This window comes from Enterococcus hailinensis, from assembly GCF_045862035.1.
Classification (GTDB): Bacteria; Bacillota; Bacilli; order Lactobacillales; family Enterococcaceae; genus Enterococcus_A; species Enterococcus_A hailinensis.
On record NZ_BAAFRV010000008.1, the window covers coordinates 57,655 to 72,027 of the forward strand.

General features: G+C 37.6%; 13 protein-coding genes. All 13 read right to left on the bottom strand.

The genetic code is table 11. The features are described 5' to 3' along the window. Nucleotides 1–9: 9 nt before the first annotated feature. Complete coding sequence (locus ACKTSC_RS07785; RefSeq protein ID WP_407857285.1) at nucleotides 10–1,038, bottom strand: lysylphosphatidylglycerol synthase transmembrane domain-containing protein; 1,029 nt, start codon at nucleotides 1,036–1,038, stop codon at nucleotides 10–12. A gap of 98 nt (nucleotides 1,039–1,136) precedes the next feature. Continuing rightward, complete coding sequence (gene pepT / locus ACKTSC_RS07790) at nucleotides 1,137–2,366, bottom strand: peptidase T (RefSeq protein WP_407857286.1); 1,230 nt, start codon at nucleotides 2,364–2,366, stop codon at nucleotides 1,137–1,139. Nucleotides 2,367–2,389: 23 nt separating this feature from the next. Beyond that, nucleotides 2,390–3,511: a Nif3-like dinuclear metal center hexameric protein gene (locus tag ACKTSC_RS07795; protein WP_407857287.1), complete on the bottom strand. Its 1,122-nt coding sequence runs from the start codon at nucleotides 3,509–3,511 to the stop codon at nucleotides 2,390–2,392. After that, entirely contained in the window at nucleotides 3,492–4,205 is a 714-nt protein-coding gene (locus tag ACKTSC_RS07800; RefSeq protein ID WP_332580101.1) for a tRNA (adenine(22)-N(1))-methyltransferase, read from the bottom strand. The genes ACKTSC_RS07795 and ACKTSC_RS07800 overlap by 20 nt, the downstream gene beginning before the upstream one ends. A 119-nt stretch (nucleotides 4,206–4,324) precedes the next feature. After that, entirely contained in the window at nucleotides 4,325–5,251 is a 927-nt protein-coding gene (gene dnaI, locus ACKTSC_RS07805; RefSeq protein WP_407857288.1) for a primosomal protein DnaI, read from the bottom strand. Further along, on the bottom strand, nucleotides 5,251–6,576 hold the full coding sequence (locus ACKTSC_RS07810) for a replication initiation and membrane attachment family protein (protein ID WP_407857289.1): 1,326 nt from the start codon (nucleotides 6,574–6,576) through the stop codon (nucleotides 5,251–5,253). Before ACKTSC_RS07810 ends, dnaI begins: the two co-directional genes overlap by 1 nt. Nucleotides 6,577–6,587: 11 nt before the next feature. Further along, on the bottom strand, nucleotides 6,588–7,061 hold the full coding sequence (gene nrdR / locus ACKTSC_RS07815; RefSeq protein ID WP_407857290.1) for a transcriptional regulator NrdR: 474 nt from the start codon (nucleotides 7,059–7,061) through the stop codon (nucleotides 6,588–6,590). Between the two features lie 182 nt (nucleotides 7,062–7,243). Continuing rightward, nucleotides 7,244–7,843, bottom strand: a complete 600-nt coding sequence (coaE, locus tag ACKTSC_RS07820; protein ID WP_407857291.1) for a dephospho-CoA kinase — start codon at nucleotides 7,841–7,843, stop codon at nucleotides 7,244–7,246. 6 nt (nucleotides 7,844–7,849) lie between these two features. Next, nucleotides 7,850–8,689 (bottom strand): DNA-formamidopyrimidine glycosylase, encoded by an 840-nt coding sequence (gene mutM, locus ACKTSC_RS07825; RefSeq protein WP_407856181.1) that lies wholly within the window; start codon nucleotides 8,687–8,689, stop codon nucleotides 7,850–7,852. A 116-nt stretch (nucleotides 8,690–8,805) separates the two neighbouring features. Further along, the gene (polA, locus tag ACKTSC_RS07830; protein ID WP_407857292.1) at nucleotides 8,806–11,442 is read right to left on the bottom strand and encodes a DNA polymerase I; all 2,637 of its coding nucleotides are present in this window, start codon (nucleotides 11,440–11,442) and stop codon (nucleotides 8,806–8,808) included. Between the two features lie 172 nt (nucleotides 11,443–11,614). After that, a complete protein-coding gene (locus tag ACKTSC_RS07835; RefSeq protein ID WP_407857293.1) occupies nucleotides 11,615–12,298 on the bottom strand; it encodes a Bax inhibitor-1/YccA family protein in 684 nt (227 codons plus the stop codon). After that, nucleotides 12,291–12,767 carry a MaoC family dehydratase gene (locus ACKTSC_RS07840; RefSeq protein WP_407857302.1) on the bottom strand — a complete coding sequence of 159 codons (477 nt, stop codon included), beginning with the start codon at nucleotides 12,765–12,767 and terminating at the stop codon, nucleotides 12,291–12,293. The genes ACKTSC_RS07835 and ACKTSC_RS07840 overlap by 8 nt, the downstream gene beginning before the upstream one ends. Nucleotides 12,768–12,941: 174 nt before the next feature. Further along, on the bottom strand, nucleotides 12,942–14,276 hold the full coding sequence (gene murC / locus ACKTSC_RS07845; protein WP_407856184.1) for a UDP-N-acetylmuramate--L-alanine ligase: 1,335 nt from the start codon (nucleotides 14,274–14,276) through the stop codon (nucleotides 12,942–12,944). Nucleotides 14,277–14,373 lie beyond the last annotated feature (97 nt).

Sequence of the window (14,373 nt, forward strand, 5' to 3'; positions counted from 1 at the left end):
ACGCGAGCGTTAGCTTTCTTTTTTTACTGCTTTGATTTCATGTTTAATTTCACGTTGCTTAGTAATGAAAACGTAAACCATTCCAATCAAAAATGGCATCAAATAAGTTGCATAACGATACAACAGCAAGGATGAAACAGCATCGACTTTACCGATGACATGGCGGAACAATAATACATAAACAAATTCGAATCCACCAATCCCTCCTGGTGCTGGTAAAACACCTCCGATAATGACTGAAAAACTGATCAACGCTACCGTTAATAGTAAATCGATTTGAGGATGATCATGAACTAGGATAAAAAATGGGATACTATACCAGACAGCTAATTTAGCCATATTTGAACAAAATACGCGAATGACCGCATTTCGATCATGGATAAAGGTCTGGATCGCCTCTCTTAGTGAATAAATTTGTTCATTCAAACGATCAACGATGTCCCGTAATTTTTGCTTTTTCAAAAAACGATTACAAATACGAACAAAAAAGACTTGCGCATTGATATTTAAGCTTAGAATAAGCAAGGTTGAGATAATCAAAATCGTTACTGCAATTCCCGCGATCACCCAGACAATACCATTGGCGATTTGAGCCTGGATAGCATTACTCTTGATAAACAGAAAAAAGATTGCCCAAACGATCAATGCGATTTTGTATGTGATCATCCGCAAGGTACTCGTCCCTGTTCCTTCAGAAAACTTCAATCCTTTTTTATGATAATAGATCACTTCAGCAACAATTGATCCTGTTCCAAATGTTACTACTCGATAAAAGGTCGAGTATGCTGAGGCAAAAAAACCATCTCTAATAGTAAATTTAGGATTAAATTCACCAGCGATTGTTTTGATCGAATACCCTTCAATTATTTGACTAACTACTCCTAATACCGTTACTCCAACCAACACCGGCAATGATGTTTTTCCTAATTCAGTAAATATTTCGCCTAACGAATCACGAATCACAAAAATAATGATTCCAATCATGACTATAAATAAGCCAATATTTAAAATCAGTTTACGACTGACTGATAAATTCATTGATTTCCCTCATTTTTCATTTATTACTCTAGCCTAACATACGGTCCGCCGCAAAAAAAGAAAAAGCGCTAAGTTTCCTTAGCACTTTTTCAAAAAAATTATTTTCCGTTATTCTCAACGATTTTGACGATCACATCGACAGCTTTTTCCATTGTTTGTAATGAAACAAATTCAAAACGTCCATGCATATTTTCTGCACCAGCAAAAATGTTTGGTGTAGGTATTCCCATAAATGAGATCTTAGAGCCATCTGTACCACCACGAATTGGTTCGATCAATGGTGTGATACCCACTTCTTCCATCGCACCTTTTGCTAATTCAATCACGCTCATATCTTTTTCAATGATTTCACCCATATTATAATATTGATCATACATATTGATTTCAACACGTTCTTGATCAAATTGACTATTCATTTTTGCTTGAAGATCGGTGATGATTTGTTTACGTTCTTCAAATTTATCACGGTCATGGTCACGAATAATGTAAGTCATTTTTGCTTCTTCCACATTACCGTCTAAGGCTAATAAGTGGAAGAATCCTTCACGACCTTCAGTTTTTTCAGGACGATCTGCTTCTGGTAGTTGATTGTGGAAATCGATTGCCATTTGCAATGCATTGATCATGGTATTTTTAGCTGTTCCTGGATGAACATTCTTACCATACATAGTAATTTCAGCTTGGGCAGCACTAAATGTTTCGTATTGCAATTCACCGATTGGTCCGCCATCCATTGTATAGGCAAAATCCGTATTGAATTCTTTGACGTCAAACTTATCTGCGCCGATACCGATTTCTTCATCCGGACCAAAACCAACTCGTACTTCCCCGTGTTTGATTTCTGGATGTTTAATCAAATATTCCATCGCTGTCATGATTTCAGCAATCCCCGATTTATCATCTGAACCCAATAACGTTGATCCATCTGTTGTGATCAATGTTTGGCCTGAATAATTTTTTAAGTTAGGAAAATCTTTGGTATTTAACGTGTATTTTCCATCAGCGTCTAATTTAATCGTTGATTCGCCATCATAGTTTTCAACGATTTGAGGATTTACTCCTTTTGCATTGAAATCAGCTGTATCCATGTGAGAGATAAAACCGATCGTCCGCGCTTCTTTATCTAAATTACTTGGTAAAGTTGCAATGACATAGCCATTTTTTTCATTATAAGAAATATCGCTCATACCGATTTCTTCTAATTCTTTCATCAACTCATGTGCAAAAGTAACCTGTGTTTGTGTTGATGGCGTGGTCGTACTTGTTGCATCTGATTGAGTTTCTGTTTTCACGTAGCGTAAAAAACGCGGTAATAAATTTTCGTACATTTTTCTCTCTCCTTTAATGCTGTTTATTTAAATGAGAATGGATTGGTCGATGTTTCAGAAATAAAGAAATCAACGCTCCAACCTTCTTCATTTTTCCATTGTTCAAATAGTTCCACCATTTTTACTTTGCATAACGACTCAATATAATGACCTGGATCAATTACTAACATGCCCGTTTCCTGCATATCATGGGCCGTATGATAATAGACATCGCCTGTGATATAAACGTCGGCCTCCGCGGCTAAAGCATTGCGATAAAATTTCTCGCCACTGCCCCCGCAAATCGCAACTCGTTTAATGGTTTCTTTTTCTTTGTGCGGATAAACGACGCGCAAACCAGATAAATCAAACGTCTTTTTGACTTTTTGAATAAATTCTTCGGTCGTCAACGCTTGTTCCAATTCACCCACTCGACCGATACCATAGGTTTGCGTTAGATTATCTAAAGTATAAACATCGTAAGCTGGTTCTTTATATGGATGTGCTGCGAGCATTGCTGTAATAATTTGTTTTTCTTTTGTTTCTGGAAAAATCACTTCGATTTTACTTTCTTGGACTTGTTCCGGAACATTTACTGAACCGATTGTAGGATTTGCAGCCGTTTCAGGCGTAAAACGTCCCGTTCCATTGATAGTAAAAGACGTAGCATGATAATTCCCTTGTTCTCCTGCCCCAGCTGTTGATAATACTTCGCGCATTTTTTTTGCTTCTGTTTGTGGCGTATAGACAGCAAGCTTTTTCATTTTTACTGTGTGTGTCGGAATCAGATAGCTTGTATCCTTTACGGCTAAAAGCTCACAAAACCAATCATTCAATCCATTATCGATGATATCCATATTCGTATGGGCTGCATAAACCGCAATATCATGTTTAATCAGTTCTGCATACATATTTGTTTGGATATCGTCTGTGACTAACCGATCGATAGGCCGAAAAATCGGCGGATGTTTTACTATCAGTAAATCAATCTTTTTTTCGATTGCTTCGGCAACGACGGCTGGACGAACATCTAAACTCATCATGATTCGCTCAACTTGTTTGTTCAAAGTACCGATATGCAGGCCAACTGGGTCGCCGTCTTCTGCTAGCCATTCTGGACAATAATCATTAAAACGTTGAATAAATTCAATCCCTTGCACTGGCAATTACCTCCTGGATCCACGTAATTTCTTGTTCTACTTCTTTGATTTTATCAGCCACATCTTGATCGCTGCGTTTTAGACTTACTAATATTTTTTCACTTTTGATCAATTTGTGCTGCCATTTTTCAATAAAAATCTGATTTTTTTCTTGTAATAATCGTGGACCAAAAAATAACTCTTTTAATGAATAGGTGGTGGCGGCAGTATTTTTTTCAGCTACGATAATTTCATAAACTTTTTGATTTTCTTCAAGGATTGATTCAGCGATAATCGTATAACCTTCTTGAACTAACCATTCACGTAATTGGCGTTCCCCAACATTTGGTTGTAAAATCAAGCGTTCATTACCAGATAGGCGTTGCTGTTCTTTTCCTCGTTGTAAAATATCTCGAATCAAAACACCGCCCATACCACAGATAGTGATTGCTGATACCTCATCCGCTAAAGTGACTGCTTCTAGGCCATCCGCTAAGCGAACATCGATTTTATCTACTAAACCATTTTTGGCTACTTGACGTTTGGCTGATTCAAAAGGACCTTTAACTACTTCACCGGCAATTCCGTATGAAATTTTATTTTGTAACATCAAAGCGACAGGCAAATAAGCATGATCAGAGCCGATATCTGCCAGTCTAGCTCCTTGAGGTACATATTCTGCAGCTTTTTGTAAACGCATTGATAAGTCTTTGGCATTCATTTAATCCACATCCCATTTTTAATTATAACACTCATTAAAAAAAAGCCCCCTAAAAAAGAGCAAAATGATAGCGCTTTTTAATAGGGTGTTAGCTTTTTTCTTAGAAAAATTTCTTTTTTTTAACCATTTCGGCGATTTTCACCAACCACCCAAACTTCTCTACTTAAATATCGAACGCGCTCCATGATCCGTTTTGCTTTTAACGGTTCCTCATCGCCGCGCTGTGTAACGGATAGATGTTGCTCCAATTGATTCATATTGAAATTCGATGAAAAAAAGGTCGGTAATTGTTCTTGCATCCGATGTTGTAAAATGACACCTAAGACTTCATCGCGAATCCAAGCGCTCATCGAATCGGCTCCGATATCATCGATCATTAAAATCGGCGCTCGCTTGACTTCATCTAATTTAGGACCAACTTTATCATTTGAGATCGCTTGTTTCATCTCGCCCGCAAATGTTGGAAAATGAATCAAGGTTGTTTCAAAACCCTTAACAGCTAATTCGTGGGCAACCGCACCTAATAAATACGTTTTACCTACACCGAAATCCCCAACTAAATAAAGTGCCTTATGAAAATTTCTAGGATTCTCTTCGTATTGATTGATGAAATCCAAGGTTGCTTCTAATGCTTCACTTCGACCCGAGGTCACTTCAAAATTACGGATGGAAGCTTTACGAATATCTTTTGGCATATCAACAGAATTCACCCGATTGCGGATCTCTTCTTCACGTTTGCGGCGAAGCAAGTCATCTGTCGGCACATACGTCACATCGATAAAGTGAAAATTCAAACTCAATTGCGGCTCATAGCCTGGTGCGATCATCGTCGGATCTGAATTCAAATATTTTTTCTTTTCTTGGACGAATTCGTATAGTTTTGCAAAAGACTTTTCAATGTCTTCTTGCGTCAGTTTTGCTTTATGCACTTCGATGAATTGATTCACGTCCGGATCAGCTAACACTTCTTCCATCATTTGTCGGTAACGACCATCGACACCGCGACTTTTAATGATGCGATTTAATTCTTTTCCTACATCTTCCATTAATCGTCACCTTCTTTGTTTAAATATGCTGCTAATTTACGATTCAGCTCAGCTTCCTTTTCAGGGCTGAGTTTTGTTTCTTTTGGCGGTTGTTTGATATGTTCAGGCAGTGCCTCTTTTCGGCCGGCTCCTCTTTTTTGATAACTTGGCCGACTCGCTTGCGGTTTACGAACAAGCTTTTGATTGTTTTCTCGAACATGATTAATCGCATCTTCCGGCGTTGCGATTTTCTTTTGGGCCCAATCATTAGCAATCGCATTGAGATAGTTCGCATTGATCACTGCTTGATTTTGGATGACTAAAATATAATTGATGATGATATTGATCACACTCTTCGGTAATAGATTCCGACCAATCAGTTCTTCTAATAAACGGACTTCCGTATTTGTCTCAAAGCCGCCTTTTTCACGTTTGATAGCTCTTAAAAAAGTAACTGGCGCAATTTTTTTACTTTGAGCAATAATTTCTGTTTCTTGGGGTGAAAAATTATTTTCAGCACTCGTTGATTTCTCAGTAGACTGTTCGTTCACCTTTGTCGCTTCTGCTGCAACATTCGGCCGTTTTTCTTTGTTCATCAATTGACGTAAGTAATTAAAGTTCAGGCCATTTTTTTCACCCGCACTTGCTTTAGCTACATATTCAGCTAAGTCAAGTTCGTTCAAACCATAAAGTGTTTGAAAAGTTTGTAGTTTTTCTCGTTCTTCAATCGTTAAAATCAAATTGAATCGGCGCAATTGTTGACTGAAAAGCGACCAGTCAAAATCACTTTTTTCTGTAAAATCATCTTGGGTTTGTTCTAGGATCTCACTCTGGCTAGCAAAGGCTTGTTCATCTAAACGATAGACTTCTCGAAAGCGTTTAGTAATATTTTGGGCTTCAGACCTATCGATCATTTTAGGTTTGAAACGTTCAACTAAACGCCCATAGCGACGTTTGCCGATTTTATCCATCAATAAATAGGACATTAAAGGATCTTGGAAAAATTTTTCCGGCGTTAATGGCGCACGCAAAACATAAAGTAATTGCATCCCTAATTCCGGGTCTTCCTTTTGATACGTTTCTAATAACCCGATACCTTCTAAGTGTTCCCGTGCTTTTAAAAAGTGCATCAACCCAGTATCGATTGCGGATAAAAGATCAGCGTGCATAAAACTAGCGCTCATCCCTTCTGCATCAATATCACTTTTCATTGTAAAATAAACACTTAATGCAACACTACCGATAATCGGTTGGTATAAATACACTAAGGCATCACGCTTGCTTTCATCGAGCTGTGGCTCACCATAAACAGTGTAAAAGGTGCTAGGTTTTAATTCTTCTGCCACAAAAAAGCCTCCTAGTCATTATCTGTTGATTTTGCTTTATCAACAATTTCTTGTAATTCTTTCAAAAAGACGGACATATCTTTGAATTGTCGATAAACACTTGCAAAGCGGATATAGGCAATCTCATCAACATTCATCAAATCTTCCATAACAAATTCTCCGATTTTACTCGTTGGCATTTCATTTTCTCCCATGCTGCGTACACGATTTTCAACATGATCAACGATTTGTTCCATCTGCTCCATCGCAACTGGGCGTTTTTCCGCTGAACGAATAAGTCCGCGTAAAATTTTATCACGGCTGAACTCTTCACGATCACCATTGCGTTTTACTACTAATAAAGGAACGACTTCGATTCGTTCAAAAGTTGTGAAACGAAATCCACAATTTTCGCATTCTCTACGACGACGGATCGCACGTCCATCGTCCGTTTGTCGGCTATCGATCACTCGAGAATTATTATGATTGCATTTTGGACAACGCATATTCTCCCCCACACTTTCTTGACTATTTATAAATTCACTTTAATTTGTGAAAATTGATTTGTTCATTCATTTTTTATTCCACAAATAACCTTTTATTACTTCTGGTTATTCGTTTATATAACAAGAGTTTACCATAACAAAGCGACTAAAAAAAGCGTCGTACTGCTACGACGCTTAATTCTTTAAGAAACAAATTGATTTTTGATCAGCCAATCGATAACTTGTTTTCTCAATTGTTCGAGAGAGCCGCAATTATCAAAAATAATCTCTGCTTTTTTCTTTTTCATTTCCAATGACATCTGACTGTCGATCCGTTTTTGTGCATCTGATTGTGATAGTAAATTGCGTTTCATCAAACGTTCCAACTGATATTCGGGAGTAACATAAACAACGGCTACCGCATCCATCAACTCTTCATAACGTCCTTCATACAATAAAGGAATATCTACGATCACTAAATTGCTGAGTGACTTAGCATCGATTGTTTGTTGTGTGATTTCTTTACGTATGAAGGGATCCAGTACGTGATTTAATTGTTGGCGTTTTTGCTCATCGTGAAAAACGAGATCGCCTAATTTTTTTCGATCTAATCGGCCGTCAGCTTGCAAAATTGCTGGACCGAATGTATCGATCAAAGCTGCTAACCCCGGTGTCTTAGGTTCAACAACTTTTCGAGCGATCAGATCACCATCAACGATTGGAAATTGTCTTTCGGCAAAAATTTTTACTACAGTCGACTTTCCGCTTGCGATTCCGCCGGTGATTCCTAGTACAAAACTCATCGCTTTCTATCCTTTCGACTCGTTTAATTTTTGACAATGCGGACAAAGATGGGTACCGCGTTGAGCTACTTTGATTTTAATGATCGGTGTCCCACAGCGGGGGCAAGGCGTACCTGTTTGTCCATAAACATGTAATTCCTGTTGGAAATGACCTGCTTCGCCCAAAGCGTTTAAATACGTACGAATCGTTGTCCCGCCAGCTTCTTTAGCTTTTGCGATGACTTCAATAATCGCTTCGCGTAATTCAGCAACTTCCTTGGGTTTCAATGTATTTGCTGGACGTTCTGGGTGGATTTTAGCTAGCCATAATACTTCATCGACATAAATATTGCCTAGCCCAGCAACGATTTTTTGATTTAGTAATAGCGGTTTGATCATTGTCTTCGCTTTCCCTAAGTTTTTTGCGAATTGATTTAACTCAAAGTCTTCCTCAGTCGGCTCAGGTCCTAGCTGTGACAATCCTTTATACTCTTTTGCAGTTCCTTTTTGTAATAACGCCATTCTACCGAATTTTCGAACATCATGATAGATCAATTCTGTCCCATCTGTAAAAATAAAACGAACATGGCTGTGTTTGTCTAGCGGCGTTGCCTCTTTGAAAAATTCATATTTCCCTTCCATTCTCAAATGAGAGACCATCTCATAGTGAGTAAATTCAAAAATCAAATATTTTCCTCTGCGCGTTACTGTTTCGATCGTTTCGCCAACTAATTGACGATTGAAAGTTTCTACTTCGGGAAATTCAATCATCCGCGGCCAATAAACATCGACTTTCGCGATTGTTTTGCCTGTTACTAATGAAACCAATCCTCTTCTTACTGTTTCCACTTCAGGTAATTCTGGCATTCTCTACACGTCCCATTCTATCTAAAAATAGTCATTCGTAATACCGACTGGAAATTTATTTAAACTAGTTGCTTTGAAACGGTATAAAAGAAGCTGGAATCTCTTCCAGCTTTTTTCTATTTCGCTTCGTACCACGTTTCGCCCCAATTACTATCGGTTAACAATGGCACATCTAATTGTACCGTATTCTCCATGACATCTTTTACTAATTGATCCAATGCTTCTAATTCACTTTCAGGAACTTCAAATACTAGCTCATCGTGAACTTGTAACAACATCGTTGCTTGTAAATCAGATTCTTTTAGTCGTTTGGCCATTTCGATCATCGCCAATTTCAATATATCGGCCGCACTGCCTTGGATTGGTGTGTTAATAGCCGTCCGTTCAGCAAATGACCTTACATTGAAGTTTCGTGAATTGATATCGGGTAAATAACGACGACGATTATACAGTGTGGCTGCATAGCCTTTATCTTTGGCTTCTCTGACACTTTCTTCCATATAACGTTTTACATCCGGATAGTTTTCAAAATACGTATCAATGTATTCTTGTGCCGCTTTACGTGTGATTCCTAAATTTTGCGACAAGCCATAATCAGAGATCCCATAAACGATCCCGAAATTTACCGCTTTAGCATTGCGCCGCATATTAGGTGTCACCTCAGCTTCAGAAACGTTGAAGACCCGCATCGCCGTACTTGTATGGATATCCATTCCATCACGGAAAGCTTGCTTCAAATGTTCATCGCCTGAAATATGCGCCAATACTCTCAATTCAATTTGTGAATAATCCGATGAATAAATCAACCAATTTTTTTCTCTCGGTACAAAGGCTTGACGGATCTTGCGTCCTTCTTCTAAACGAATCGGAATATTTTGCAAGTTAGGATCTACTGAACTCAAACGGCCGGTTTGAGTTAGAGTTTGGATATAGCGCGTATGGATCTTGTTGTCTCCTTGGATCACTTTCAACAAGCCTTCAACATAAGTAGATTGAATTTTTGCTAATTGACGATAATCTAAAATATGCTCAACAATTGGTGCTTGTTCTTTTAATTGCTCTAAGACATCCACTGCTGTCGAATAACCTGTTTTTGTTTTTTTTATTACTGGAAGATTCATTTTTTCAAATAAGATCACACCTAATTGTTTCGGTGAATTGATATTGAATTCTTCTCCAGCTTCTTGATAGATTCGTTGTTCGATCTCTTGAAGACGTTTTGAAAATTCTCCCCGCATTCCTTGTAAACGTTGAGCGTCGACTGTAATCCCAGCAATCTCCATTTCAGCTAAAATCCGTGAAAGCGGCAATTCCATTTGATAAAATAATTTGTCTTGTTGTTTCTCTTCTAATTCTTTTTCCAACTTTTCACTCAGAAACTGGATTGCTTTGATTTTACGGGCTAAATGACCATAAAAAAGTTCTGGATCTTCGGGTAAGCCTTTTTTAGCTCCTTTACCGTATACTTGTTCATCTGTTTGGATTTCTGTATAACCATAGTATTGAGAGACTCCTGCAATATCATTGCTATTGTCATTTGTATCTAATAGATAGGCTGCTAGTAAAACATCAAAATTAATCCCTTCTGTTTTACCAATGTAACGATTCAGCGCCACATATGTCCGTTTGGCATCATAAACTTTTTTACCATTAGACTGCTCCAACCATTTTTTAAAGGCTGCATTTTCAAATAAAGCCAATTCATCCGTCACATAAATTTTTTCTTTAGTTCCCCAAGCGACAGCTACGATATCTGAAAGATGGTAATTATCTTCTAACATCTCTACATATAGAGCTGCATCTGGTTCAAACATTGATGTATCAAACTCATTGACTACCTCAAAGACGATATCTTCTAGTTCGACTTCTTCTTCCACGTTCAGTTTGCTAAGAAAACCTTTGAAATCCATTTCCTTATAGAAAGGAATCAATTTATCTAAATCTTTTCCATGGTAAGCTAATTCATCGATTGAGATCTCGACTGGGGCATCTACTGCGATTGTCGCCAATTCCTTGGAAAGAAATGCCTGTTCTTTATCGTTGATCAAGTTTTCTTTCATTTTACTTTTCTTTAGTTCATCGATGTTTTCGTAAACACCTTCGACACTGCCAAATTGTTTCAATAATTTAATTGCTGTTTTTTCGCCGACTTTTGTCACACCAGGATAATTATCCGAAGTATCCCCTGCTAAACCTTTCATGTCAATGATCTGGTTTGGTGTTAATCCATCATACTTTTCAGCCACATGTGCTGGTGTATAAGATTCGATTTCACTAACACCTTTGACTGTGATATCGACTTTCACTTTATCAGTGGCTAACTGAGTTAAATCTCGATCTCCTGATAAAACGACCACATCAAAACCTTGAGCTTCTGCACGATGAGCCAATGTTCCAATAATATCATCAGCTTCATAATTTTCCAGCTCGTAATGTTTAACGCCTAAACCTACTAATAACTCTCGTAAATAGGGCATTTGTTCTCGGAATTCTCCCGGTGTTTTTGAACGGCCACCTTTATAATCTGAATACATTTCTGTTCGAAAAGTTGTTTTGCCTGCATCAAAAGCAACTAAAACGTGCGAGGGCTGCTCACGGTCCATGACATTTTCGAACATATTATTAAACGCATAAATGGCATTTGTATGTAAGCCATTTTGATTTTTGAACCGCTCCAAAGAATTGTGTAACGCAAAAAAAGCACGGAAGGCCACGCTATTTCCGTCAACCAGTAATAATTTATTTTCATTCATAATTTCGACTCCTAGTCTCATTCCTAATTTAAGGCATCTATTTTAACTTTTCGTTTGTCTAAATCTCCACGTTTTATTTTAACAAAGTATCACTTGAAAAGAAAAGATTGAAACTGCTTTATTCAGTTATTCTTGAAAAATAAGGCAAAAAAATAGAGGCGATCGATCGCCTCTATTTAGTATTACCAAAAATTCTTAAGAATGAAATGAACAAATTGATGAAATCTAAGTAAAGACTCAAGGCCATAAATACCGCGGTACCATTTCCAGCTTGACCATTTGAACTGATATAGATTTTTCTGACCATTTGATTGTCATAGGCAGTGATCCCAGACATGATGACTACCATCAAAATCGAAATAAAGAAATCCACCGCACTGCTTTGTAAAACAAAAATATTTAACAGCGTGGCAATGATGATCCCAAATAAACAACTTAGACCCGCACGACCGATTCCTGATAGATCTCGTTTGGTAAACGAACCAATCAATGACATTACTAAGAAAGTTGCGGCAGCTGTTACAAAGGCTTGCGTAACTGTCCCTAGATCATACATGGCTAACGTTACTGCTAACGTCAAACCATTAAGCGCTGAATAAACAACAAATCCGCCGATAGCCAGTGTTGGATTTTTTTGAGCTTTTACACCTAAGAAAATAACCAAAGCCATTTCAGCGATCCATAATCCCCAAAAGCCTAAAGGAAAATGATTGATAAAATTTGATACTTGATAAATCCATGGTCCTAAAGCCATATATGAGATCACAGCACTGATACCAATTCCTAAAGCTAAAAAGGCATAAATTTTTCCGTAAAAACGGTTCAAACCATATACTTGTGTTTCTTGATTATTCATTTATATCATCTCCTATTGGATGTGGCTGATGTGGCTGCGGTGGCTTCACCATAACAACCGCATCTAAGATACGTTTCTCTTCATTATCTGTGGATTCGATAGCTTCAACAGAAATGGTAACAACATCTTTCATTTTATCCACTTTGATCACTTCGAACTTAAAGGTCAATGTTTCATAATGAAAAACAGGATCAATAAAATTGATCGAAAAATTCACAACGTGGGAACCCGGTCCTGGTAAATGTTTTGAAATCGCACTCGTAATGATCCCCATCAACATCACTGATGGCACAAGTGGTTGTTCATATTCGGTGTTTTTAGCGTAATCGTGTTGGATATATAAAGGATTGGCATCATTCGTTAATCCTAAATACAAAAGAATCTGATTGTCTTCAATGGATTCTGTTAACGATAACGAGTCACCTTCCTCGATTTCATCAATCGTTTTTCCAATTTTCCGAGACTTCATGTTATACAAATTTATTCCCTCCGTATATTAGTTATACTACTGATTATTTTAGCAGAAAGTGTTAAAAACACAAGCGCGGGTCTTTTGAAGTTTTAATTTTTCTAAAGTAATCTTCATTTTTCATTAAAAAAGACTCGATGATTTCATCGAGTCTTTTAAAAGTATCATCTGCAATTATAATACGTTACGAGTCGTATTGCTTAATAAATCTTCATACGCACGTTCAAATTTTTGAACATCGCCGGCACCCATAAAGATAACAACAGCATTTTCATGATCCAATAATGGAGACATGTTTTCTTCTTTGATGACTTGGCCGCCTTTTTGGATCTTCGCGCCTAAATCTTCAATTTTTACATCGCCAGCTGTTTCGCGAGCAGATGAGAAAATATCACAAAGATAAACTTTATCTGCACGATCCAACGCTTCAGCAAAATCATCCATCAAGGCGATCGTACGAGTGAACGTATGTGGTTGGAAGACAGCGATCAATTCTTTTTCAGGATATTTTTGACGAGCGGCATCAATCGTCGCTTTGATTTCTGCTGGATGGTGCGCATAGTCATCCACGATTGTCATATCAGCGACCGTTTTTTCACTAAAACGACGTTTGACACCAGAGAAAGTCAACATTTCTTCACGGACTTGATCCATATCTAACTCTTCAAAGTACGCTACTGCGATCACTGACAAAGCATTTAAGATATTGTGTTTGCCAAATGACGGAACTGCAAAACGACCAATGAATTTTTCATTATGATAAACATCAAAAGCAGAGCCATTGGTTGTACGAACGATGTTGCGGGCTTGAATATCATCATTTGCAGACAAACCATAGTAGTAGATTGGAACATCTGCTTTTAATTTACGCAAGTATTCATCGTCACCATAGGCAAAAATACCTTTTTTGACTTGAGATGCCAACGTTTGGAAAGCATCGAAAACATCGTCGATACTCTTGAAATAATCAGGATGATCAAAATCGATATTCGTCATGATTGAATAATCAGGTGAATAAGCTAAGAAGTGACGTTGGTATTCACAGGCTTCAAAAGCAAAGAATTTGGCATCTGGAACACCATGACCTGTACCATCACCGATCAAATAACTTGTTGGAGCTAAGCCATTTAAAACATGCGCTAATAAACCAGTCGTACTTGTTTTTCCATGAGAACCAGTTACAGCGATGCTTGTATATGGTTGAATAAATTTGCCGATAAAATCATGATAACGAATGATTTCTAGGCCTAATTCTTTGGCACGAGCGATTTCTTCATGTGTATCTGGAAACGCATTTCCTTGAATGATCGTCATACCTTCTTTAATATTGTCTTTACTAAATGGCAAAATAGTAATGCCGGCTTTTTCTAAATCGCGTTGAGTGAAGAAATAATTTTCAACGTCAGAACCTTGTACATTGAATCCTTTTTCATGTAAGACCAATGCTAGAGAACTCATCCCTGATCCTTTGATTCCGACAAAATGATAAAGCATATCTTTTTTATTCATCTAATCCTCTTCCTTATATGTACAAAATTGATTGCGGTTCACATTATCATATAAAAAGACAAAAATAGCAATCTTTTATCCTCCAACTAAGACTGGA

Excerpts from the sequence above, each read along its gene's own strand:
- ACKTSC_RS07785 (WP_407857285.1), bottom strand. The coding sequence starts at position 1,038 with ATGAATTTATCAGTCAGTCGTAAACTGATTTTAAATATTGGCTTATTT.
- pepT (WP_407857286.1), bottom strand. The coding sequence starts at position 2,366 with ATGTACGAAAATTTATTACCGCGTTTTTTACGCTACGTGAAAACAGAA.
- ACKTSC_RS07800 (WP_332580101.1), bottom strand. The coding sequence starts at position 4,205 with ATGAATGCCAAAGACTTATCAATGCGTTTACAAAAAGCTGCAGAATAT.
- dnaI (WP_407857288.1), bottom strand. The coding sequence starts at position 5,251 with ATGGAAGATGTAGGAAAAGAATTAAATCGCATCATTAAAAGTCGCGGT.
- nrdR (WP_407857290.1), bottom strand. The coding sequence starts at position 7,061 with ATGCGTTGTCCAAAATGCAATCATAATAATTCTCGAGTGATCGATAGC.
- coaE (WP_407857291.1), bottom strand. The coding sequence starts at position 7,843 with ATGAGTTTTGTACTAGGAATCACCGGCGGAATCGCAAGCGGAAAGTCG.
- mutM (WP_407856181.1), bottom strand. The coding sequence starts at position 8,689 with ATGCCAGAATTACCTGAAGTGGAAACAGTAAGAAGAGGATTGGTTTCA.
- polA (WP_407857292.1), bottom strand. The coding sequence starts at position 11,442 with ATGAATGAAAATAAATTATTACTGGTTGACGGAAATAGCGTGGCCTTC.
- ACKTSC_RS07835 (WP_407857293.1), bottom strand. The coding sequence starts at position 12,298 with ATGAATAATCAAGAAACACAAGTATATGGTTTGAACCGTTTTTACGGA.
- ACKTSC_RS07840 (WP_407857302.1), bottom strand. The coding sequence starts at position 12,767 with ATGAAGTCTCGGAAAATTGGAAAAACGATTGATGAAATCGAGGAAGGT.
- murC (WP_407856184.1), bottom strand. The coding sequence starts at position 14,276 with ATGAATAAAAAAGATATGCTTTATCATTTTGTCGGAATCAAAGGATCA.